The sequence below is a fragment of the Sphingobacterium sp. MYb388 genome (assembly GCF_037479535.1).
Lineage (GTDB): Bacteria > Bacteroidota > Bacteroidia > Sphingobacteriales > Sphingobacteriaceae > Sphingobacterium > Sphingobacterium anhuiense.
In genome coordinates this window covers 526,837-552,530 of the sequence record NZ_JBBGYV010000003.1, presented here as the reverse complement: position 1 = coordinate 552,530, position 25,694 = coordinate 526,837, and the positions used below count along the sequence as shown (strand labels likewise).

General features: G+C 36.1%; 18 protein-coding genes. 8 read left to right on the top strand and 10 right to left on the bottom strand.

The features are described 5' to 3' along the window. The first annotated feature begins 120 nt into the window (after positions 1-120). The 5 genes from WH188_RS12745 (at position 121) to lipB (ending at position 9,386) form a co-directional block, all read left to right on the top strand. The gene (locus tag WH188_RS12745; RefSeq protein WP_021191960.1) at positions 121-3,180 is read left to right on the top strand and encodes a SusC/RagA family TonB-linked outer membrane protein; all 3,060 of its coding nucleotides are present in this window, start codon (positions 121-123) and stop codon (positions 3,178-3,180) included. Positions 3,181-3,190: 10 nt separating this feature from the next. After that, positions 3,191-4,858, top strand: a complete 1,668-nt coding sequence (locus tag WH188_RS12740) for a RagB/SusD family nutrient uptake outer membrane protein (RefSeq protein ID WP_132769400.1) — start codon at positions 3,191-3,193, stop codon at positions 4,856-4,858. Positions 4,859-5,055: 197 nt separating this feature from the next. Then, on the top strand, positions 5,056-7,161 hold the full coding sequence (recG, locus tag WH188_RS12735) for an ATP-dependent DNA helicase RecG (protein WP_132769402.1): 2,106 nt from the start codon (positions 5,056-5,058) through the stop codon (positions 7,159-7,161). A gap of 226 nt (positions 7,162-7,387) precedes the next feature. Further along, complete coding sequence (gene hflX / locus WH188_RS12730) at positions 7,388-8,575, top strand: GTPase HflX (RefSeq protein WP_021191965.1); 1,188 nt, start codon at positions 7,388-7,390, stop codon at positions 8,573-8,575. Positions 8,576-8,687: 112 nt separating this feature from the next. Further along, on the top strand, positions 8,688-9,386 hold the full coding sequence (gene lipB, locus WH188_RS12725) for a lipoyl(octanoyl) transferase LipB (protein WP_021191966.1): 699 nt from the start codon (positions 8,688-8,690) through the stop codon (positions 9,384-9,386). A gap of 60 nt (positions 9,387-9,446) precedes the next feature. Here lipB and WH188_RS12720 read toward each other — a convergent pair whose 3' ends face one another. The 3 genes from WH188_RS12720 to WH188_RS12710 all read right to left on the bottom strand — a co-directional run bounded on the left by WH188_RS12720 (position 9,447) and on the right by WH188_RS12710 (position 11,834). Beyond that, positions 9,447-10,667: a hypothetical protein gene (locus tag WH188_RS12720; protein ID WP_132769404.1), complete on the bottom strand. Its 1,221-nt coding sequence runs from the start codon at positions 10,665-10,667 to the stop codon at positions 9,447-9,449. A gap of 218 nt (positions 10,668-10,885) precedes the next feature. Continuing rightward, positions 10,886-11,278, bottom strand: coding sequence for a hypothetical protein (locus tag WH188_RS12715; protein ID WP_021191970.1), 393 nt, complete (start codon positions 11,276-11,278; stop codon positions 10,886-10,888). Between the two features lie 139 nt (positions 11,279-11,417). Then, a complete protein-coding gene (locus tag WH188_RS12710) occupies positions 11,418-11,834 on the bottom strand; it encodes a hypothetical protein (RefSeq protein ID WP_132769405.1) in 417 nt (138 codons plus the stop codon). Positions 11,835-11,935: 101 nt separating this feature from the next. Here WH188_RS12710 and WH188_RS12705 point away from each other — a divergent pair, with 101 nt between their 5' ends. Further along, complete coding sequence (locus WH188_RS12705; protein WP_021191972.1) at positions 11,936-12,658, top strand: hypothetical protein; 723 nt, start codon at positions 11,936-11,938, stop codon at positions 12,656-12,658. 497 nt (positions 12,659-13,155) lie between these two features. Further along, entirely contained in the window at positions 13,156-13,572 is a 417-nt protein-coding gene (locus WH188_RS12700; protein WP_165905863.1) for a hypothetical protein, read from the top strand. A 92-nt stretch (positions 13,573-13,664) separates the two neighbouring features. Here the strand turns inward: WH188_RS12700 and WH188_RS12695 are convergent, their stop codons facing one another. The 3 genes from WH188_RS12695 to WH188_RS12685 all read right to left on the bottom strand — a co-directional run bounded on the left by WH188_RS12695 (position 13,665) and on the right by WH188_RS12685 (position 17,882). Next, on the bottom strand, positions 13,665-15,215 hold the full coding sequence (locus WH188_RS12695) for a sulfatase (RefSeq protein WP_168127626.1): 1,551 nt from the start codon (positions 15,213-15,215) through the stop codon (positions 13,665-13,667). A 279-nt stretch (positions 15,216-15,494) separates the two neighbouring features. Beyond that, the gene (locus WH188_RS12690; RefSeq protein ID WP_168127627.1) at positions 15,495-16,277 is read right to left on the bottom strand and encodes a hypothetical protein; all 783 of its coding nucleotides are present in this window, start codon (positions 16,275-16,277) and stop codon (positions 15,495-15,497) included. A 426-nt stretch (positions 16,278-16,703) separates the two neighbouring features. Next, entirely contained in the window at positions 16,704-17,882 is a 1,179-nt protein-coding gene (locus WH188_RS12685) for an exo-beta-N-acetylmuramidase NamZ family protein (protein ID WP_339424098.1), read from the bottom strand. A gap of 253 nt (positions 17,883-18,135) precedes the next feature. Here WH188_RS12685 and WH188_RS12680 point away from each other — a divergent pair, with 253 nt between their 5' ends. Next, positions 18,136-18,558: a hypothetical protein gene (locus tag WH188_RS12680; protein WP_339424097.1), complete on the top strand. Its 423-nt coding sequence runs from the start codon at positions 18,136-18,138 to the stop codon at positions 18,556-18,558. 561 nt (positions 18,559-19,119) lie between these two features. Here the strand turns inward: WH188_RS12680 and WH188_RS12675 are convergent. The 4 genes from WH188_RS12675 to WH188_RS12660 are packed head-to-tail and all read right to left on the bottom strand — an operon-like array spanning position 19,120 to position 25,596. Further along, positions 19,120-20,187 carry a DUF5007 domain-containing protein gene (locus tag WH188_RS12675; protein ID WP_021191981.1) on the bottom strand — a complete coding sequence of 356 codons (1,068 nt, stop codon included), beginning with the start codon at positions 20,185-20,187 and terminating at the stop codon, positions 19,120-19,122. Positions 20,188-20,204: 17 nt separating this feature from the next. Further along, a complete protein-coding gene (locus WH188_RS12670) occupies positions 20,205-20,897 on the bottom strand; it encodes a hypothetical protein (protein ID WP_168127630.1) in 693 nt (230 codons plus the stop codon). Between the two features lie 11 nt (positions 20,898-20,908). Further along, on the bottom strand, positions 20,909-22,435 hold the full coding sequence (locus WH188_RS12665) for a RagB/SusD family nutrient uptake outer membrane protein (protein ID WP_168127631.1): 1,527 nt from the start codon (positions 22,433-22,435) through the stop codon (positions 20,909-20,911). Positions 22,436-22,446: 11 nt separating this feature from the next. Next, a complete protein-coding gene (locus tag WH188_RS12660; RefSeq protein ID WP_168127632.1) occupies positions 22,447-25,596 on the bottom strand; it encodes a SusC/RagA family TonB-linked outer membrane protein in 3,150 nt (1,049 codons plus the stop codon). Positions 25,597-25,694 lie beyond the last annotated feature (98 nt).

The following is a 25,694-nucleotide window of genomic DNA, read 5'->3' as shown; positions in this document are numbered from 1 at the left end:
TACCTATCTTCAATATGAGACATCTACTGACCAATGTGCTAAATTGAATTAGCCATTTACAATAAATCTATTCTTATGAAATGTGTAAAGACATAATTAGATCATAACACATATTACTGAATGAATAGTAAATTACAAACTACATTAAAGATACTGGGTATTGTTCCGACAATGCTTTTTTCAGCATCTTTACTCCATGCCCAAAATAATCAAGTAAAGGGTACTATTGTGGACAGCCAATCTAAAGCCGCAATAGCTGGAGCAACCATTAAAGTTCTAGGTACTTCTAAAGCTAGTTCTACGGATGCTAATGGTGTTTTTCAAATTAACGTTGACGATAAGAATCGTATTTTGAGCATTAGTGTGATTGGTTACGAAACCAAAACTGTTACATTAGGGCCAAATGAGACTACTATCAACGTGAGTCTTGTACCGCAGACACAACAATTAGAAAGTGTAGTCGTTACAGCACTAGGAATTAGCCGTTCTCAAAAATCCTTAACTTATTCGACCCAACAACTCAAAGGTGATGAACTGAATCGCGTAAAAAGCACCAACTTAGCCAATAATCTAAATGGTAAAGTTGCAGGTGTCAATATTGCTTCCAGTTCATCGGGCCCCGGCGGTTCTGCTAAAGTTGTGCTTAGAGGTAATAAATCTGCATCAGGCAACAATCAGGTATTATATGTTGTTGATGGTGTACCTATCAATAATCAGACATTAGGAACACAACCTGATAACGTATTTGGTGGCCAACGCGATCCCGGAGATCCAATTGCTATGATCAATCCAGAAGATGTTGAAAATATCTCTGTACTAAAAGGAGCATCTGCTGCGGCTTTATATGGTAGCCAAGCGGCAAACGGTGTTATTCTGATTACAACAAAGTCTGGAAAAGGAGGACGTACAACCGTCAATTTCTCTTCCAGTGCACAAATCGAACAAGCAACATCTTTACCCGAATTTCAAAATCAATATGGACAAGGATCGGGTGGAAAATCTAGTGCGACAAGTGTATCCAGTTGGGGAGAGAAAAGCGATCAAGCTAATTTTAATAATGTTGACAAGTTCTTAAGAACAGGGAGTAATTTTACAAATTCATTGACATTATCAGGCGGAAACGAGAAAAATCAAACTTATTTTTCTTACGCGAACACCTTAGCAAAAGGAATCACGCCAAATAATGACATGACCCGTCACAATTTCAATCTGAAAGAAAGTGCTAAATTCTTTGATGACAAATTAACGGTTGAAGGAAGTGCCAATTATATTACCCAAAAATTGGATAATGCACCAACATCTGGTTTTTATTATAATCCTCTAGTAGGACTTTATTTATTGCCTCGTAGTATTGATATTTCACCTTACAAAGATTTTGAGAAATTTAATCCAAGCCGTAATCTTTATGATCAGAACTGGTTTACTTTATCCGATGATCCTACAACCCAACAAAACCCATGGTGGATCGTAAACAGAAACCAGAACAGTTCTAAAAGAAACCGTTTATTATTAAATGGAAGTGCCAAATATCAAATTGCACCATGGATTAATGTTCAAGCACGTGGAAGTGTAGATCGTACAAGTGAAGTTTGGGATCGAAAAATATATGCAGGTACTCAAAATATTTTAGCTAGACCAAATGGCGGCTATAATTACACGAATACAACCATCACACAACAATATGGTGATCTAATCGCCAATATGAACTTCAATGTGAACGATAAGCTTCAGATTACCGGTGTCGTGGGAACAAGTATTACAGACTGGAAGACTGAAGGAGTAGATTACACCAGTGGAACAGCAGGTCTGCAATATCCAAATCAGTTTATCATTCAGAATTCGACTACACCTACTCCGACAGGTTTATCAAATAACAGAAGACAACTGCAATCTGTTTTTGCCAGTGCTAATCTATCATACGATCAATGGTTATATCTTGATTTAACTGCTCGTAATGATTGGTCAAGTACACTTGCTTTCACAGAATCAAATTCATTCTTTTATCCATCAGTAGGTTTAGGTGTTGTCTTAAACGACAAATTGAATATGCCTGATTTTGTCAACATGGCCAAAATTAGGGGTTCATATGCTATCGTTGGTAATGATTTACCTCCTTACACCACCTTATTAACCAATAATCTGAATGCTTATGGTGTTATCAACCTCAATGATATTGCTTTTCTTAAGGGTCTTAAACCAGAGAAAACACATTCATTAGAGATTGGTACTGAATGGCGTATGTGGAACAACCGTTTAAACGTAGATGTAACCTACTATAAGACAAATACGAAGAATCAGTTCTTCAAAATTGCTGCCAGTCAAGCATCATTGTATGATCAATATGCCATCAATGCTGGAGATATCCAAAATCAAGGGGTTGAAGCATTAGTGTCATTAGATGCCATTAAGAATGACAATTTTACCTGGACAACAAGTTTAAACTTCACTTATAACAAAAATAAGATTATCAAATTAGATGATCGCATTAAAGAATTTGCATTAACCGGAGATGGACGTAACAATTACGCTTCCAAATTTGAAGTAGGCGGTTCTTTTGGTGACATTTATGGTCAAGATTTTGCTCGTGATGATCAAGGCCGTATTCTAGTCTCGGCAGACGGTACTCCCCAAAAGAATTCCAATTATACCAAATTAGGAAATTCAAATCCTATTTGGCAAATGGGATTGAACAATAGCTTTAGTTACAAAAACTTCAACTTAAGTTTCTTGATCGACGGTAAGTTTGATTACGAAGTGATGTCCATAACACAAGCGCTTCTTGACGGTTATGGTGTTTCAAAAGCAAGTGGAGATGCCCGCGCTAATGGAGGTGTAACAATCAATGGCATTACAGCTGCTGGTGCTGAAGTAACAAATGTTGCAGCAGAGAAATGGTATACAACCGTTGGTGGTATGGGACCTGTAAGCAGTCAATATATTTATGACGGAACAGTTGTTCGACTACGTGAATTAGTGCTAGGCTATGACTTTAATCTTAATGATAGTTTCTTTAAAAAGCTCCGCGTTTCGGCAGTCGGCAGAAATCTATTCTACTTTACTAAGAAAGCACCTTTTGACCCGGAAGTGACCATGTCTACCGGCAATACATTAAGTGGAGTCGATATCTTCATGATGCCTCCAACTCGTAATTATGGTCTTACTTTGAATGCAACTTTTTAATAAAACAACGATGAAATACAATTTCAAAAATATAAGTAAGTTGATGTTAGCTTTTGTGGTACTTGGAAGTGCCATGAGCAGCTGTACAAAAAACTTCGAAGAATATAACAAAAACAACAACGGCCTGACAGATGAAGACCTGGCTGCCGATGGAAAAGATTTAGTACTATTCTTCAAAACAGCACAGATGGCCATCTACAATTTTTCTGGAGGTGGTGATCCAAATTCATATCAACTTCAACAAAATTTGAATGCCGACGTATTCTCTGGTTATTTCATGTCCCCTACACCTTTCAATAGCGGTCAAAATAACCTGAATTACGCTATGGTAAATGGCTGGAATGGTGAACCCTTTAAAGTGCTTTACCTTGATGTGATCAAATCTATTGATAAACTACAAAAAAATGGATTGGATAAAAACTATCCAGCACTTGGCGGAGCCGCAAAAGTAATTAAGGTAGCTGCTGCTAATCGTGTAACTGATATTTACGGACCTATTCCATATAGCAAAGTAGGCACATCTGGAGATATTCCTTATGATAAGCAAGCTGATCTTTACACTGCTTTTTTCAAAGAATTAGATGAAGCGACGGAGGCTTTAAAGTCATTTAATGCCCAAAGTCCAATGACCGACAAAATTGAAGAGATCGATTTAGTATATCCGAATTTGGATAACCAAACACGTTTTAAGAACTGGTTAAAATTAGCTAACTCACTTCGCTTGCGTTTTGCTGTGCGTATTGTAAAAGTTGAACCTCAACTAGCAAAAGCACAAGCAGAGAAAGCGTTAGATCCAGCAAATGGTGGCGTTATTGAAGCGAATAGTGAAAACTTCAAAGTAAAAGTTCCTACAGACGGTACATTCAGCAATCCCCTTTGGTTTATTTCAAAGAATTGGGCAGATACCCGTATGAATGCTTCTTTACAGTCATACATGACAGGTTACGGCGATCCACGTATTTCCAAATATATGGAGCCAGTACCAGTTGACAAACAGACAACCGGCTTCGCGGGCAAATACATTGGTATCCGTACAGGTGCAGCAGGTATTGAAAAAGACAAATACCAGATGTTATCAGCGCTTAATACGGGAGGAAGTACGCCGTCATTCACAGCAACCACTGCCCCAATTTTAATGACTGCTGCTGAAGTCTATTTTTTACGTGCTGAAGGCGCATTGAGAGGTTGGGCAAATGTTGGTGGAACAGCAAAATCACTTTACGAAAAAGGTGTTGAAACCTCTTTTGCACAATGGGGCGTAAGCGGTTTATCGGCCTATTTACAAGACAATACGAGTAAAGCTGCTGCTTACGTTGATCCATTCAATGCAAGCAATAATGCAGCTGCACCAACTAACTTAACTATTCAATGGAATGATGCAGCCTCTAATGAAGAAAAGTTGGAACGTATTATTACACAAAAATGGTTAGCGATCTTCCCAGAAGGACAAGAAGCCTGGAGTGAGTTCCGTAGAACCGGATATCCAAAATTATTCCCTGTTGCGGTGAATAATAGCGCTGGTCTTATTGACACTAAGATTCAGATCCGTCGTTTACCATTTCCACAAAATGAGTACAACACGAATGCAGCTGAGGTACAGAATGCCATTTCATTACTTGGCGGTGCTGATAACGGCGGTACACGTCTATGGTGGGATGTGAATAAAGGAAATTTTTAATCAACATCTTATCCTATTTAAAGGCTGCCTCTTCAATAAAGGGGCAGCCTTTTTTATTAATATGCGAAAAAAATATCTGATACCACATCACCGGACTAAATACTCCTTTTTAATTAACATATACAACAACTTTAGCAATCATCTATACTATTTTGCTAAATTTTTAAGTAAAATCCTTAAATTAGCAAAGTAGAAGAATGGCTGATTTATCTTTAATAACCCCAATAGAATATCTGAAAGGCGTAGGCCCTCAGAAAGCTGATGTAATTAAAAAAGAATTGCAAATTTTCACCATTGGTGATCTGCTTAGTTATTACCCTTTTCGCTATATTGACCGTACCGTATTTCATAAAATAAGACAACTGGATGCCGATATGTATTCGGCCCAAGTATTAGGGAGACTTATTGGGCTTAAAGAAGTTGGTGAAAAAAGAGCAAAACGTTTGGTTGGACAATTCAAAGATGAAACAGGGAGCATCGAACTGGTGTGGTTCCAATCGATCACCTGGTTACAGAAATCATTAAAAGTAGGTTCGGCCTATGTGCTCTATGGCAAACCATCTGTATTTAACGGACAGATATCGATCACACATCCCGAAATGGAACCTTATCAAGCTCAAGTAAAAAACCTGGGTAATATGACTTTGCAACCTGTCTACTCCTCCACTGAGAAACTGAAGAAGTTCAACTTGGACAGTAAAGGGATTCAAAAATTACAGCAGACTGCTTTAGAAACCGTATTTCGTCAACTCACTGAACAGCTACCAGCTTATTTATTGGCCAAGCATCAATTGATGGACCAAGTCAGAGCCACTGTTGCGATTCATTTTCCACAGAGTCAAGAGGAACTGACGCAGGCCATAAAACGTATCAAATTTGAAGAATTATTCTATATTCAGCTCAAATTACTAAAAAATAAACAGCTCAATACTAAAAAATTCAGGGGACAGATTTTCTCTAAAGTCGGCGACAAATTCAATACCTTTTTCAAAGAACGGATTCCTTTTCCGTTGACCAACGCACAGAAACGTGTCGTCAAAGAGATCAGACAGGATACTGTTACCGGCGCACAAATGAATCGTTTGGTGCAGGGCGATGTGGGATCTGGGAAAACAGTGGTTGCACTTTTAACTATGCTTTTGGCCATAGACAACGGTTTTCAAGCTTGCATGATGGCACCAACAGAAATATTAGCAACCCAACATTATACGGGGCTAAAAGAGTTACTGGGAGAGGATATCTGCAATATTAAATTGTTAACAGGCTCTACGAGTACTAAGCAACGCCGTATCATACATGAAGAATTGGAAAATGGTTCGTTGGATATCCTGATAGGAACCCATGCCTTAATTGAAGACAAAGTCAAATTTAAGAATTTAGGTTTTGTTGTTATTGACGAACAACACCGGTTTGGAGTTGAACAGCGCGCTAAACTTTGGCGTAAAAATAGCATTCCACCACATATGCTCGTGATGACCGCTACCCCTATTCCGCGTACTTTGGCAATGACTATGTATGGCGATTTGGACATTTCGGTTATCGACGAACTCCCTGCGGGAAGAAAACCGATTAAGACAGTTCATTTTTTCGAGAGCTCCAGATTGCGCATGTTTGGTCTTATCCGTGAAGAAATAGCAAAGGGGAGACAGGTGTATGTTGTATTTCCACTGATCAAGGAAAGTGAGAAACTAGACTTATTATACTTAGAAGCAGGTCTGGAAAATATCCAACGTGAATTTCCGCTTCCTGAATTTAAGATCAGTATTGTCCATGGCAAGATGCCTGTCAAAGATAAGGATTTTGAGATGCAACGTTTTGTGAAACATGAAACCCAGATTATGGTTGCAACAACCGTAATTGAAGTCGGTGTTAATGTTCCCAATGCTTCTGTCATGATTATTGAAAACTCGGAACGATTTGGTTTATCTCAGCTCCATCAGTTGAGAGGACGGGTTGGCCGTGGTGCAGAGCAATCGTTCTGTATCTTAATGTCAAGTAATAAGTTGAGCAAGGAAGGGAAGTTGCGATTGAATACAATGGTACGAACAAATGATGGATTCGAAATCGCAGAAGTTGATTTAGAACTTCGTGGTCCGGGCGATATTTCAGGTACGCAACAATCTGGTGTACTGGAATTAAAATTGGCCAACCTTGCAACAGACCAACAGCTTCTGTCAGAAGCCCGAAATTCTGTTATTGATATCTTCAAGGAAGATCCAGAAATGACAGAAGAACGTCATGCATCACTCAGACAATACCTCGCTAGAAAAACGGACGGTATTGCATGGGATAAGATCTCATAAAGTACTTATCTCCCTCCTATTCCATTATGCATTAGTCTATAAGCTTCTTTAATAAAATTATAGGATCCGCTTTTGGCATAAAACAATTAAACTAAAAACGATTATCTTTGTATTATTATTGAGTCATCGTGCTATGACGTCACATCATTTTCACGTCTTTTTGCAGTGCCCCTGGGCCTACTCATGCAAAATCTTAATAAGCAATACAAAATTAGAATAGAAAACAATGGCAAAAATCAAAATATACGACACCGCAGTAAGACCCGAAACAGCTTTACTCGTGAGTGTAATTCCTCAGGGATTAAGCGAGGAAAAAGCACACGAGTATCTTGAAGAATTAGAATTTTTAGTTCAAACTGCAGGCGGGATAACAAAAGGTATTATCACGCAAAAATTAACTTATCCAGATCGCTCTACCTATGTAGGGGCAGGAAAATTGGAAGATATTAAAGCTTTTGTTATCGCAGAAGAAATTGATATGGTCGTTTTTGATGATGAATTATCTCCTTCTCAATTACGTAATATCGAACGTGAGCTTCAAGTTAAAATATTAGACAGATCAAATTTAATTTTAGATATTTTTGCAAGCCACGCTAAAAGTGCGCAAGCAAAAACACAAGTTGAATTAGCACAATTACAGTATTTATTACCCAGGTTGACAAGATTATGGACCCACTTGGAACGCCAACGTGGTGGTATTGGTATGCGTGGTCCTGGTGAAAGTCAGATTGAAACTGATAGACGTATTATTTTAAATAAAATAACTGTTTTAAAAGAACGTCTTGATCTGATTGACAAACAGAATGAAACACAACGTAAAAATCGGGGTGAAATGATACGTGTTGCTTTAGTCGGCTATACCAATGTCGGGAAATCAACCATCATGAACATGATTTCAAAATCGGATGTTTTGATTGAAAACAAATTATTTGCAACATTAGATACAACCGTTCGTAAAGTAGTGATTGATAATTTACCATTCTTATTATCCGATACTGTAGGTTTTATCCGTAAACTTCCCCATCATTTAGTTGAATGTTTTAAATCAACATTAGACGAAGTTCGCGAAGCGGATGTATTGATTCATGCGGTTGATATTTCACACCCAAATTTTGAAGATCATATTATCGCTGTTAATGAGACATTGAAAGATATTGGAGCTTTAGATAAACCAATCATTACGGTATTCAATAAAATTGATGCTTATGTACCGACAGTTGAAGAGGGTGAAGAAGGTGAAAAAACAGTAACATTGGAAGATTTTGAAAACAGCTGGATGGCCAAGAATGCTGATCCAGCAATCTTCATTTCAGCTACAAATAAAACAAACTTAGAGGAATTTAAACAAAAATTATACGATATCATTGTGGAAATTCACCGTGAAAGATATCCTTATAATAATTTGCTTTACTAATCCGAATTTATAAGTACTTAAAGTACGCTTGAAAAACAGGTTATATCCAATGTAAAATCAAGCGTGCTTTAATCATTTCAAACTGGGCTAAAACGCATATAGCCACATCACTATGCAAAATAAAAAAGTAACCTTTATCGATTGGGGCTTGGTTGACTATCAAGAAGCCTGGGATAGACAAGAAGAGATTTTTAATAAAACCTTAGCTGTAAAACATGAAAACCGGGTTAACAGCACAGAACTTCCAACGGAAAACTTTTTAATTTTCAACGAGCACCCTCATGTATATACCTTAGGGAAATCTGGGAAACCTGAACATCTTTTATTGGATGAAAAAGCGCTCGAAGAGAAAGAAGCAACCTACTATAAGATCAACCGTGGCGGTGATATTACCTATCATGGTCCTGGTCAGATTGTTGGATACCCAATTCTGGATTTAGATAATTTCTTTACCGATATTCATCTTTATCTACGCACGTTAGAAGAGGCGATCATCCTAACCCTAAATGATTATGGAATTCAGGCAGGAAGATACCCAAGTTTTACAGGTGTATGGATCGATGGGGACAACGAAAAGGCACGGAAAATCTGCGCGATGGGTGTCCGCGCAAGCCGATGGGTAACCATGCATGGATTTGCATTCAATGTAAATGCCGATCTAAGCTATTTTGGAAATATTGTACCCTGTGGTATAGACGACAAAGACGTTACCTCTATGGAGCGAGAACTGGGCTATAAACCCAATATTAACGAGGTAAAAGATAAGCTAAAAGGGCATATCGCCAATCTCTTCGCTATGGAATTGGTTTAAAATAAAAAAGGACTTACAAAAGCTTCAGGTCCTTTTTTATTTTATCTTTAATTGACTTTTCTAACAATAAAACATACATTCATAACGGACGGCTTTTCCATTTTCAAAAGTGATCATAAATAGGCCTGCGTCACCATCGGGGATTCGATAAACATGCGGGGCACCGATCCAGTCGGTCGAAACCAGATGTCCAAAATGTTTCACAAATTCCTTTTCATCATAATTCATATCGATTCGCTCCTCTCCCATCCACAAGGCTAGCTCATTGCTGAGGGTAACCTGATATACGGACCCAAAAACTTTTCCCTTGACATTTTCTTCAAATGCCACGATATTATTATCAGATCGATAATAATATACAGGTTCCCAACCGCATTCGGGCATATCCGGAATAACCGATACTTTTTGCATCTGAAGTTGCTTCATCTGACTTTCTGTTATCTTCCCATCATAAAGAAGCAACCCCTTCCAATCGAAATGCATCCGTAAAGATGTCACCTGCTTCTCCACCACATCGAATGCCGGACGAACTTGAAACCAATCTGCCAGATACAATTCAAAATCAATATCAACTTTCGGGTCCTGTAATCCAGCATTTTCGAATGACTCTTTCCAAAATGTCAATGCCTGTTTTAATTTTTTATCATCGGTCCAGGCAATTTCCCGGAGTCTTCCTACCCATAAAATTTCCTGTTTTTGATCCTTACCTTTTACTTTGAGATATTCTTTTAACACTTTATCATAGGTCAATTCCGCACCTAGAAATTTTGCCTGAATGAATTCTGGTCTCTCATGAAAGTGATCACCCACATATACCCAACCGTCCGTGTAGAGCGGAAAGTAATCGATACAGACCAGCTCATTGAGTCTTGCTCTTCTTACTGCAGTGCTTGAAACATCTGGAGCTTTACGCACCCGTAATTCCGATACCTGAACAAAAAAATGAGGGCACTGGCTTCCTTGTGTACCCCGATAGAAATATTGCGCAGGTTCACCCGCTGATCGCTTACCAAACATTGCCCGTTGGAGAGGTTGCTTCATTATAAACCCAATATCCCCATTACTCACCTGCACCTTATATTGTGTTTTTGTAGAGTCCAAAACATATACAGGAGCTTCCGTCGGAAATATCCCCAGCAGATCCATTTTGTTATTTTCGGTTCGATAGAGATGCCCCCATTCTGAAGTGTAAACAGGACGATCACCGGCCGATTGAGCAACAGTATCAAGTGTTGTAAAACAAAGTAACACAGCAAACAAACGATATAGTCTTCCCAACATAAATATGGTATTATTAATTATTAAAAGATCTTAGCAATAATAATTCTTATATTCGACAGTTCACCTCCATGAGACAAAAATAAACGAAAACCACGGCAATAAAATCACTTGAATCCGTTATTTTTTTAAAATTATAATAACGAAATATTGTACTATACAAATTTTCTTGAGTCAATATTGGCCTAATTTATAGAAATCAGGTGCAATGATACCCGACCCTATTCTTTTTCCAAGAAACCAATTTGCTTTTCAAGGGCAAGAATTGTCTTCTCTTGTGTTCTTATCGTCTGTTCCAAAGCATTGATCACTTTATTCATTGCCTCGTCCATCTTAATTGCATTATCATCTGGGCGCTGCTTGGAATGTTCAAGAGAAACCCTTTCATCACCGTTACTGTTCCTATACATTTCACCTGTACCCATCAGTAACCAGGTTGGACATATATCATTATATTTAGTTAAGATCGCTATCATTGCATCCGAACTAAGTGCTGAAAATTTTTGAACGCCTTTAAAATTAGCATAAGAAAATCCCAAGCCTTCAAAAAAAATAGCTTTGCTTATCCCCTTACTTTCTGCAATTAATAACACACGTTCTTTAACTCCCGACATGATTTCTCTTTTTTAACCTATACTTTATGATGCAACACAGCGCTCTCATCATTATAACCTCTTAACTCGCAATTTCTGCGTGTTATTTTACGCTATTTCAATATTACTTTATCCCTACTTAAATATCACCCCGTATGGGTTACTCCTTTTTTGACGATGTATTTTCCTGTTCGTAAACTGATAATTGTCGCTCCATGAAGGAAATTATCTTTTCCTGGGATTTAATTGTTGCATTTTGAGATGCTATTACTTGATGTAAGGCATTAATTACAGCATTACTAATGCCTTCCTGTTCGGCTGTTAAGTAGGTCTCATTAAATTCTTTAACGATTGATTTAGCACATAACATAGCTCCTTCACCTCTTAGTAACCATTCTGCTGAATAATCGGGATAATTTTCTAACAAGCTGATTAGCCACTTTGATTGAATATCTGTCCCGTTGTTCAGGGCTCTTGTAAAAACGCCTTTACTGGCCCCAATAGTAGCTTCTAAAGCAGAAACACTCATACCTTCCCGATCAGCAACAAGCTTAATTCTCTTCAAATAATCACTCATATGTGCAAATTTAATCTTAAAATAATTTGTTTTGACTTAAAATAATCCCTAAATTAGTTTTATGAAGATAATTAAAACCATTTTAAACCAAAATTTCCATTATGAAAAATACGCAAAAGAAACTAAAAGCGAAACATTTTCGCTATTTAAGTAAAAAGAATATCAAAAATCCCATGATCTACATCCGTGATTTTTTCCAACAGCAAACTGATATCATTAACTGGCAAAAGGATATCAATCTCTTTGTAACAACTGGAGCTTATCCAGCGATGTCGACCGGTGGTTATCCCGAAAATGGCTACAATTGCCATCAAATGATTAAGCAGATGGAAATAGCTTATGTTATTTTTAAACAATGTGGACTACCCAAACATAAGAATCCCTTAACATTATTTGACACAAGAAAAGATTACTTCAATTATTCGTATGGACCTGAATTCACTTGTAATAATAAAAAAAGCCCCTACGATTTGATTCGTAAGTTTTTCTCTTATCAGCCCTTACAAAAATGGTATAAAACCATGGATGGCCTGATGGAACAGCTAACTTTAAAAAGATCTATCGGCGATGAACATTTCGGTGATAAAATTGTCGTTATTCGCGAGTTTCTCATTCGTTTGGCGTACGCACTTTATTATATCTATGAGCATGGGGGTATCACTATTCCTCTACCTCCCTATGTTCATATGGAATCAAGGAAACCACGTGAAGAAGCGGAATCAAATAATGAATCATTAGACGATCCTCATGATATACGAGATGAAGAAAAAATGTCGGAAATAAACTCGACAAAACTGGAAACAGAGAATAAGGCGCAAATATAAAAGAAGGAGCTACACAGAAAATAACAGGACTATATATGGAAGCAACAGATCATCTTGACCCGGTAAACACTTTAAAAGAGAACATGACCTGTATTCAGCCAACCTTACAATCTCTATAATCTTAAAAAAACAGAGCATTTAACGAAAAAAATATGTTATAAAACAAATAAATAATAAGGCGTCTGAATACAATGTTACATTTCATCTCCATTCTCACCAAAAAGATGTGACAAGAAATAACACAAACTAAAATGTAGCAAATGAACACAACATACCCCCCTTGATATAGCCTTTCAGACAGCCTATTTAATGCTACCCAACAGCATAATAATCCAATATTACAATCATGAAAAAAAAAACTAAAATGGAAAGAGTTTAGGTATTTACCTAAATATACCTTTAAGAATTATTCAAACTCTTTAGAGAAATTTGCAAAAAGCAATACGGACTGGAGTAAAAATTTCAACCACCTTGTTAATATTTCTGTCAGTAGCAGGATGCGCTGCCAAGATTTCAACTATGGTTACATTTATATGAATATCGGTTATGCAATCGACCTCGCGTGGTTGATTTTCATCCAATCAGACCTACAAAAATGTAAGAAAAAAGATTTATTCTTAAATCATAAACACGAGATAGCTTGTTCGTGCAATAATAACTTAGGAATCTATCCTCCTGATTTCTTAGCTCGAATGTTTCGTTTCAAAACTCATAGAGAATGGTACGAAATCATGGATGAATTAATAGAAAGTTTTTCCATTACCTCATTAAAAGATTCTTTCATACAAAGTGCGGACAGTATAATTCCCATTGCACAATTTCTCACTAATCTTCCCATTGCTCTGCAGACGATACATGCTGTGGGAGGAATAGAAAAATGTTTGGAGCATAAATTAAACTCAGGAATAAATTAGATAGCTAAAAAAAGTAAAAGCCCTCTAAAATATTATAGAGGGCTTTGTTTTGTTATTTTCATATATCATTTACCAAAATTTATTACGAAGTACTACCGATCAGAAACTACGTCTGGATAAGGAACAGAAGCTTTAGTATTTTTAATAATTGGCATCTGAGCATCTACATGTCTTAAATAGCCTCCCAGCTTATGTGATAACCTTTTTACAATTTTGGGATTATTCATCGCAAGATCTTGCTCTTCTCCGATATCGTTCTTGATATTAAACAGTTCTTTTTTCTGCGTTTTATGCCAATAGATCAGTTTCCAGTCACCGTCTCTCACTGTACTTGTTGCACCTATTCCGGGTCCAGTCTCGCCCCAGCTATTTGGAAAGTGCCAATATATGGCCGATTTACGATTTACCTGCTTATTCGCTTTCAGTACAGAAATAAAATTTTCTCCGTCTATATGTTGCACAGTTTTTGTTTTTTTAACTCCTGCCATGTTCAATACTGTCGGAAATATATCCTCTATTATAACGGGATATTCCGTTACCGAATTTTCTTTAACAACAGCGGGCCACTTAACCAGCATGGGTACTCTTATCCCACCTTCATATGCCGATCCTTTGCCACTTTTTAAAGGTTCATTCCATCTGTGTTTTTTACATGTTCTGCCACGATCCTGTATCGCATAACCACCATTGTCAGAAATAAAGAGGATGATCGTATTATCAGTCAAATGTTTACTTTCCAAAAAATCCATCATATCGCCGAGGCTCTTATCCATACCTTCTACCATTGAAGCATATTGTGCTTCAACATGAGTGGCTCCTTTATCAATATATTTCTGATAGAACCGTTTATCTGCATTAAAAGGTACGTGCACTGCATAATGTGACATATACAAAAAGAAAGGTTTTTGATTTGACAATGAGTCATTCAAAACTTTTAGTGCTTTTTGCGTCAATGCTTCTGTCAAGAATATATCCTGACCGTAATATTCTTCCAAACCCGGTACTCCCCAAGGACTTTTGGGCGTTCCATCTTTATTATTCCCAAAATTTTCTGTTCCCAGAAAGCTACCAGGACCACCCGCTGCATGACCGGCAATATTCACATCAAACCCCAAATTTATAGGATCAGCTCCAGGTGTTCCCACAGCTCCAAAGTGAGCCTTTCCTGCATGAACGGTTAAATATCCGTTTTCCTTTAATAGTTGAGGCAAGGAATTGACAAATACAGATCGCTCTATGGTATCAACGGGTTGCATACCATTTACGTTCCACAAAGGAAAATCCAACTCATCATCTTTAGCATCTACGGAAGCATTTCTGTTTAATGTCCAATTGGTCACCCGATGTCGTGCGGCATTCATGCCACTCATTAAACTTACCCGGCTTGGAGAACAAACACTACTGGCATAAGCCTGTGTAAATTTCATACCTTGGTTCGCCAGACGTTCCATATTCGGTGTCTGATAAAAATTGTTTAACGAAGTTTTTTCTTTCCAAAAAGGAACCGAAGTATCTTCCCATCCCATATCATCTACGATGAATGCGATAATATTCGGTCGTTCTTTTGTTTGGGCATGAACTTGGCCACTTCCGATTGCACAAGAAAATAATAACAGGAAGAAGGTTGATTTTTTAAATAGCATGTTTAGATTTATATGTCCTAATTTACAAAGTATTATTCTTTAATCAAATTTGGTTCTTAAATGCAAAAGCCCCTGAGCAGATCAGAGGGCTTCCTGTTACTATTAATTTCCCCTAGTAATGGATATATCTTTTAAAAAATCATTATTTAGCAAAAGCTTCATTTACGGCCTTTCCTCTCCAGGTCGGAGGCTGCTCAAACTCTAAGAACGATAAATTAAAATGATTCTACGGAAGCACAAGCTCACAAAATATTACTTTTATTAAAATTTCAAAACTTATTACACCCAATCTAGTTCTTCATCTGAATCTGGAAATTCCGAAGGACGGCTTTCTTTATTTGTTTCCTCTTCAAACTTGCAGATCTGACCGTTACGAATCAATATGGCATCAAATATTTCTGCAGTCATATATTTTGTGTTTAGGGTCAGAAATTCCTCTTTACGATCTGTGGATAACAGCCACATCCGTACGGTGGCCACACATAATAATAGCACATTGGGTTTATCTTTAATGGAAAAAATGACCGATCGTGATTCGACATCATCACCCTTAACTATAACCAACTCTTTACTTGAACTTATATCAACTGTATTTTCATCATCTATGGACACTTTAATGATATGCATCTTCAGAATAACTTTTCTTACTCTTTCAGGAAGTGTATCTAGTTCACGGGCTAAAATCGGTGGAGTACTTATACATAATTCTTCTTTCTCCGCGTCAAAATTTGTTGTGGGATAATTCATAAAGAAAGTTTGCCAACTAGTCTTTGGTGAAAAACGGAAGTTCTTTAGCGGATTTATGTTCCCGTATCCTAATTTCAATTGTCCTAGATCATGTTGACGATCATTTCGAATGACCATGTAAAGCTTCTTTTTGAGACGTAAGAAGGATTCGTACTTAGCGGAATCATCTTGTATGATTTTCATCTGCTTATAAATCCTGCTGGCTAATGTATTGGAGTATGCGAAATCTGCTCCTGCTAATTTGCTGTTCTCTGACAAATTATAATCTTTTCCTTTTTTTCGATATGGATTCTTAGGTTTTTCGAAATCGAACATGATTTATGCTATACTGGTTTTACTAAAAATAGTTTATTTATTGGATAAATACAATTATTAGCTTTATGAATCAACTAGCTCATATCTCTACATTCAGTAAATTTAAGTGCGTAAAAGTCCATGTAAGTCCGTAGAAGTCCGTGAAAGTCCATACTTTATTCGGGATTGAGTCGGTAGTGCCTTGACATTCATAGGGAACACCTTCGGGAATGGTTCGACTCTCTTTCGCCTATTGTTCGGGAGGGGTTCGGCAAGGAGGCAAACAAACGCCGAACAGAAGGCATACCATCGCCGAACTTGTCTCCTACTTGTCTCGAATGATTCTCAAAGAAACTTCAAACCACTGCCGATTAATGGCGTGTTTTAATTGGTTTTAATGAAAATGATGTGCCACCTGTAGAATAAGTGATTTTTTCCGGTATTACATCAATCTTTATAAAGGACATATTTCTGACGCATCTTTTTATAGCTTTCTAAACCTGCTTTCCAACTTGCTCTGATTTCCTGATCGCTCACATTGTTCTCTATCTGCTTTCGAAATTGGTCTACTCCGGCCAGCTTTTCGATACTACCGATTTGCTTGGAATAGCTCTGGTCAAAGAATTTATCTTTTTCTGGGGATTTATTGTACATTTCTTTTATCCATGAAAGATTGATCTCTTTACTGTCAACGAGACTTTGCAAATCATAATCTCGTAAATCTAATCCGTAACAGACTTCATTCATGAACAGTGGTGTTTCACTCATTCCTTTTTTACTAACGGGTGTGAAGGAAAATGTGAAGATTCCTTTATATATCGGACTGCCAACAATGGTGAATGGAAAATCTGTTCCACGACCGTGATTCAATTTGGTTCCTTCAAAGAGGCAGGTGCTGGGGTATAGAATTATACTCTGTTCAGTATTGAGATTCGGTGATGGGCTGACAGGTAATTTATATAGCATACTGTGGTTATACCCTTCTATTGGAATGATTTTCAATTTGCATTTACGGTCTGTTGCCATCCACTTCTCTCCGTTGATCATCTGAGCAAATTCGGCCGTAGTCATACCGTGGGCAATGGGTACCGGGAACTGACCGATTCCTGATTTATGTTTCATATCGAGTATGGGTCCATCAATGAGGTATGCATTGGGATTTGGTCTATCAAGGATAAGCAACTCTTTACCATTTTCGGCACACGCTTCCATTATATCCCGTAAGGTATTGATATTGGTATAAAAACGGACGCCCATGTCCTGCACATCAAAAATAAAGATATCGACATCTGCTAAATCCTTTGCTGTTGGTTTTTTCTTATTTCCGTACAGGGAAATTATGGGTATCTGCGTTGTGGGATCTCTTTCGTCCGATACTTCGGTTCCATTACTTGCATTTCCTCTAAAGCCGTGCTCTGGGCCAAAAATCTTGACAATATTAACTCCTCTGAGCAAAAGGCTATCGACAAGATGGCGCTCTTTTATTACTGTTGATGGATTGCCTAATATGGCAACTCGTTTATCTTTTAAATAGGGTAGGTATTTTTCCGTCTGTTCTGCTCCGGTTCGTATCTGATCGTTGCAATAGTTTAATTTTGTCTGTGCTTTACCAATCGTAAGCATCATACAAATGGCTATCATAAAACTGATTAATTGTTTAGCATTCATCATAATAGGGTTACAAGTGTAATCTATATAAAGATAGTGATTTCATTTATTTTGGAATGGAAGAAAATTGAGGTATAAAAAAGACGCTTAACTTATGTAGATATTATTTATTACAGTATTGACTGATTAAAACACTTATAAAGTGTCAAAAATATCAACATAATAAATAGAAATATTTACATAAATTCACATAACTAATCCCTAAAAAATTATGAAAAATTCAATTTACAAACTTACTTTGTTTCTAGTTGTGCTTTTATTTAGCTGTTCTAAACAAAATGGAACTGAAATCACAAAAGATGAGCTAAACAAAATTAGCAGTACAAAGTCTCAAAACATTAATCTCTTAGCTAATGGTCCTCCATCTATAACTTTAGAAGTCACTGTCAGCGGAACAATCATCAATACAAAGGCCACTTTAGTAGGAGTTTCCGGAGCAACCCAAATCAATGGGTCAATAGAATGCCTGGGTGTTGACGGAACCTATCAGAATTCTGCAATCTTTGGTAGTACTGGAACCGCAAATTTCCAAGGTATTGCTTCAAAACAATATAATATTAAGGCGACTTTTGATTATTTAATAAATGGAATTATTAAAAACATTTCTTTAACAAAAAGCATCACAATATCTTAAGGAAGTGGAAATAATAATTGCACGTATCCATCTTCACTAACAAGTCCACAATTTCCTGACATAATCACTAATGTTGGACCTAATAATACTGATTTACATAAAAAAGATAATGAAATTTTAGTATTGTTTCCTAATGATTTAAGTTTAAATACATACATAGTTCTTCTATACAGAGAGAAAAACACACAAGATCAATGGTTACAAACTCCACAATTTCATTCTTCTGGAACCGGCTCATTGAATGGACCAAGGAAAACTTATTATGTGATAAATGGCTTAAAAAGCGGAACTGAATATGAAATAAAAAGTGCTATCCTGTGCGCGCAGACTTTACTTATATATCCAACAATTTTTACGGCTTCAACCATGTATGAGTAAATAATTAATTTGAATATTCCAGACAATAGATGATCAGATTAGTTTTCCCTTAAAACAGAAAACCTCGAAACTGAAGTTCGAGGTTTTCTTAATTAATCTATCAATTCTTAAAGTCTTAACAAAAGACAATTAAAATCGAGTCCGAGCACTATATTGAAAAATATAGTTAAATCACTCTATAGCTTATTTTGCATTTGGATTTTTAGTTGCTTTCAAATGAAGCTCATAAATATACTTACCAGGTCTATTAATTTTTGTATTGAAACGAATATTTAATTTCACTGGTCCCTCCTGCGTCAAATAATTTAGACCAAATGGTGGATTCCAATTTTTAGAATCAGCGTAATCTACGGATTTTATCCATTGCGAGTATATTCTATAATAACAGTTAAGACCGTTTGATTGAGTATCCCAGTAAATATCTGGAAATCTTGTCTGCGCATAATCATATAAGACAGCAGTATCAGTAACAGTTGTTTTATATGCAAATGTTGACAATGTTTTAAGAAAATCATTTCCAGAAGGTCTTCTCTCTAATGCTTTACCTGGAAACACTGCTCCATTTTTGTCAATAACTTTTAGTACTATTTGATTTGGTCCATCTGCAACACGTGTTATTTTTAACGTTGTATTTGTGGTTTGACCTTTAGTTTGATCAACCCATTGGTCATCATACGGATAACGAATACTTGTTTCACTATTAGCCTCAACAGCAATAAAGTAAGGTGCATTTTCATAAGAATATTCCTTAACAGGAGAAAGTCGAACAGTCGTTATCCCTTTATAATCTTTAGTTCCTTTGGGATTTTCAACACGTAAATCAACTTCATAATCACCGACTGGAACTTTATCTGTTGCTTGTGTAAACATGAATTGACCACTTTTTTCCAAAACTGTAAAAGGTAATCTCTTTTCAATAGCTCTTTTACTATTTATAATTTCCAGAGTAGTATCAGTTTTGGGATCATATTTTTCCTTCCAGACCACAACATCAGACTCTTTAAAAAAAGCTTCTTCTCGTTTTCCAGTTTCTTTATTTCTAATATCCAATAAAGTGATTTTAAATGGAGGAGTGGAAGCATCAGGAATAATTCCAGTTGCGATATAAAATGTGCCCTGATCAACCGTTATAGGATTAGATCCATAACGAATATTATCACTCAAATAACCGACTTCTATTTTCTTACACCCTGTGTAAAAAAGAGAGAAAACCGCAGTGGCTATAATAATTTTTTTATAATTAATTTTCATTTTGATTCAATTTAAAATTATCTCCTAAAAGCCCAAATATGTGTGTTATTCAGAACATGTATAACTCCTGTATTAGTTAAAAGTCCTGTTGTCTGGCACAAGACCCTGATATCATTTAACTTTGTATTACCTGAGGGATCATTCAATGAACCATTTTTCATAATATCACGTTCACCAATAATCTTAGTCAAATAAATAAATTTTGGTCCTTGCGAAATAATACCATCTACCAAGTAATCATTACTTGTTGATTGTTCTAAAGTGGCTAATAATTTAGTAGATGGTTCCTCCGTCTGATAAATAGTACCGGCCTCGGTCAGATCATCACGTGTAATTCTACCCGAGAAAAAATAAACACTCATTGAATCCTGCAACATTTTAGGTGTGTAGTATTTAAATAACGAATCAATATTGAAATTCAATTTTTCATTCTGTTTGCGAATTTCTTGCTGTTTCGACAACAGAAAATTACGAATTGAATAATTCGTAGGAACAAAAAATGTTTTTGCAGCATTGACCTTATCCTTCAATCCAGCTTTATCTATAATCATCAAAGTTGTATCAAACAAATGTTGAGGATGTGATTTCAAAAAATCATAAGTAGTCATATTAACGTAACCAATACTTAATCTACCATCGATTACGTCATCTTTTTTACAACTCGTAAAAAAACCAATAATTACTGCTGTTAGGAATATTATTTTTTTCATAATTTTCTTCATTAATATCTACCCATCCAATATGGGTTCTGGGTGATTAAACGATTAGTATTTAATATTGTATTGTGAATAGGAAATAAATAACCTTTTTGAGCTAATCTTCCTGCATCCATACTCCAAGAAGTCAATTGAACAAATAAATTATTATTTCCTGATTTCCATGTGTTTCTCACTATATCAAAATACGCATGTCCTTCTCCAATTAATTCTCTTTGTCTTTCTTTTAATATATCACGTTTAAGGTTTGCTCCACCACTATTTAACATCGTTTTTGCACCTGCTCTCGTTCGTATGCTGTTTACAGCTGTCAACGCATCTCCATCACGATTTAGAGCGTTTAGTGCTTCAGCCTTTAATAAAATCATATCAGCCAAACGGAATATCACATAATTACTTTCTAGTCGAGGGTCCGAATTGGTGGCAGCATTTTTATAAACAATATCTGAATACTTCATTAAAGAGTTGTTTTCAGTATTCGTCATATTACGAAAGAATTCTAATTTACGCGAATCTTCAACTGAGTTATCTCCGTAAATTTCATCAAGTTTTGAATTTGTAATAAAATAATTTGGTACATTAAACGGCATGTTGACATAAATTTGATTCGAAACAGTTATGAATCCTACTGCAGCAGAAAATATGTTTACATTACCATCATATTGTGATGATTCATTTTCACTATCTTTAGTTGTAAATACAAAAATATTCTCTTTTGCATTTGCATCTTTGAAAACATTACGAATACTTCCTTTTGGTTGCAATGAAAAGATTTCCTTTTTTGAAATTATTGAATCTGTATAAAGAATAGTTTTAGCATAGTCATTTTGCCAAGCAGTTGTGTGGGCTAGTAAAGCTAATGCAGCCGCTTTATTAGCACGACGTCTACCGTTGCCTTCAACACCCTCCCAAGTTAATAATGATGATGCTTTTTGTGCATCTTCGACAATTAATTTAAGAATTTCATCTGTAGGAGTTCTTCCTTTCAAAACAGCCTGATTAGCCGTTTCAGTTGGCGTAGTTTGCAATGGAAGATCGCCCCAGACACGAGACATATAAAAATAAGCCAGCGCCCGCATGAAATATGCCTCCCCCAAAAGATAGTTCTTATTTCCCGATGAAAATTTATTATCATCAAGTTCTGGTACCCGCTTAATAATCAGATTGGATAAATCGACCACTCGATACCAGTTTGTCCAATTATGAACCCCTGTTTCACGATATGGAAGTGCAAAATTACCAGATGTATATACTCCTGAATGATTTGTTCCTTCAAGCGTTGTTAATATTCCTATTGGTGCATCTCCCCAAATAAAAAAACATTGGTTTGTAGTCATTGCCTTACGGAATAAACCATATGTCCCTAAAACGGCACCATTGATATCTTTTTCATTTTGCCAATACGTATCTGAATACGTATCGTTTATCAATTTATTTTCCAAGTCTTTATTACATGAACTCGCTCCAAATAAACCAATTAAAATCAAGGCCGCTACCCCAATTTTTATATATTGTTTAAACTGTATTTTCATAATAGTATCTATTAAAATTCGAATTGTACACCCAATGTATATTTTGATGGTAGTGGATAACCATCTCCATAGTCAAATCCTCTCCCATCAACACGTTCAGCATCAATCCCCGAAAATTTTTGAAACATATGTACATTGTCCATAGTACCATAAATACGGAATGAATTTATACCTGCACGATTCATCCAAGCATGTTTTGTTTTATCAAAACGGTACGCTAAATTGATGTTCTTAATACGGATATACCATCCTGGTTCCATGAACATCGATTGACCAGCTCTCCAGGCATATAATCCCATATATGGATTCGCGGCAGGATAACGACTTATGTCACCTTCTTTTTGCCAAAAATCATAATTATCTAAATTACCAATTGAAGCTTTTGAAAGATCTTTAGGATTACCATAGAAGAACCCATTAGACATACGCTGCGCAAAAGTACTATTGATAATATCTCTTCCAAAAGTAAACGTCGTCAGAATTTGCAATGAGAAATCCTTATAACTAAAATAATTGGTAAAACCACCTGTTACTTTAGGGTTAGGATCACCAAAAAAAGTCATATCATTTTCACCTATTGCATCTGATATTTTATAATCACCATTTACATCGACCCAATTTGGATATCCCGGCTGTAATGTTCCCCATTTTGAAGCGCCCACAGCACCCGTATATGGATTTACAATAATATCATTGGAAGTACTAATTGCACCATTTACTAAATAACCATAAAACATATTTAATGGTTTCCCAACAACATAAACTGCTTGATCATAATACAGGTCACGATTTCCATCTGGAAGAGCTGTTACTATATTTTTATTGAATGAAAAATTAATAGATGGTGTCCATTGTAAAGCTTTTTCCCTACCAAATACTTTTCCCATTAGGTTAATTTCAAGACCTGAATTACGCACACCGGCTGCATTTGTAAATGTACTCAGATATCCAGTATATTCTGGAATCCATACACTTAACATTTGTCCAGTCGTAGTTCTCACATAAGCATCTACATTGACCGTCAGTCTTCCATTGAAAAGCAATGCATCTACACCAGCATTCCAAGTCTCCGTTCTTTGCCAAGTGATATCATCATTTGTTATACCGGCATAGTTTGGTATAACTGCGGTACCACCACCATATGTACTACCATAATTTCCTGGGTAATTCCCATTACCAGCGATATAAGCATTATAACGATCATTATCACCGATACTACTTTCATCACCTGTTCTACCCCAACTTCCACGTAGTTTCAGTTCTTTAACCCATTCCGACTGCGATAAGAAATCTTCTTCTGTTAAGATCCATCCTGCTCCTAACGATGGAAAATATCCCCACTTATTATTCTTTCCGAAACGTGAAGAAGCATCTCCACGATAAACTGCATCAAAAAGGTATTTGCCCTTATAATCGTAGTGAGCAGCTCCTAGAAAGGATAACTTTGCATATGTAGATTGATCGGAATAGCCACTTAAATTTTGAGATGCAATACCTTTAATAACTTGAATGTTATCATTTGGAATATCTCTGCCTAGCAAATATAAGCCCTCATTTTTACGAGTCTCATATTCTTGCACAAAAGTTGCAGTAATATTATGTTTATCATTTAAAGTCTTAGTCCACAATATATTATTGGTCAATAAGTATTTTCGATATTGTGTATAAGTCGATTTTGCGTATGCTAAACCATCTGTATTAATAATGGACGGAGAAGCAAAGTCATTTTTAGCTGTTGAATAATTAATAATACTTCTTGTACTGATACGAAAGTCTTTTAAGAAAGTATAACGTAATTCTCCAACTCCACTTAGATCAACGTTCACATTATCATTCCGCTGATAATCATACGGATTAATGATACTATTTACATCATCATCGCTCATACCTAACAATGAAGTTGGCATACTGATTGGATTAATCCCGAATACACTTCTATATCTACCTTGTTTTAAGAAATCAGTGGTCCCCTTTCCTTCTAATCTTTTGCCTGTAGAAGCTTTAAAATTAGTTAGAAACTCAAGATTCTGAGTAATATTAAAATTTACATTACTGGTAAAAGAATACCGTTTATAACCTGTACTTTTAACTATTCCTTTCTCGTTGTACATACCTCCACTGATACGATAATTTACATTTTCAGTAGCACCGGATACAGCTAAATCATAATTCTGAACGTAGCCTGATTGATAAAATAGATCTTGGTAATCATTATTATTATTAAATGCAGGATTTAAACTATCAGTAAGTAATTGAGGAATATTTTGCTCTTGTGCATCATTCGCATATTTATAAATTAATTCCATCTTTTTTCTACGCTCTGCGGCACCAATCAATGTTTCCACCTTTCCTGGTTTCGTCACATAACCTTGGTAGGTATTTAAACTCAATTTAGGCTTTCCAAGCACCCCTCTTTTCGTCTTAATAATGATAACCCCATTATTTGCTCGAGCGCCATATAATGCTGCCGCAGATGCATCTTTTAATACATCGACAGATTCAATATCATTTGGATTTAAACTCGCTAAATAATTTGTTCCAGTAACATTAAAGTTTTTAATCTCATCATCTGATACTGGTATACCATCGAGTACATATAAAGGATTACTACTTAAATTATCTGCATCAAAGTCACCGCTTGATCTTGGAATGTTTGTGTTTCCACGAATTACCAAAGAAGTCTTAACACCTGGCTGTCCTGTAAAGTTCTGGACATTGACTCCTGGCAATTTACCTTGTAAAAGAACATCAATACTAGCCGCAGGCAAGTTTTCAATTTCTTTACTTGTAATACTGGAAATAGATCCTGTTGTTTTTCGTCGACTAATTGTAGTATAACCTGTCACAATAGCTTCACTCAGATCATTAGTAGATTCTTCAAGATTAATGGTGACATGCGTCTCTTTATTCACTGGTATTTCTTGTTTTTTATACCCAACACCACTAATAATTAAGGCAGTAGGAATACCTTTAACTTTAATAGTAAAGTTTCCATCACCTCCACTTGAAGCTTGATTTTTGGTACCTCGTTCGGATACTGTTATCCCAGGTAATGTTCTTCCTTTGTCGTCTTTTATTGTTCCAGTAATATTAGTTACCTGTGCAAACAATAAATTACATGACATCAAAAAGAAGAGAAAAATTGGTAAAATTTTCTTCATAACAATTGATTTGGTTAGTAAATTTTAGGTTAATTTACAGCAATTGAAATGGTAACTCAAATTTTACATTTTCTTAATTTTCATTCTAAACAAAAGAA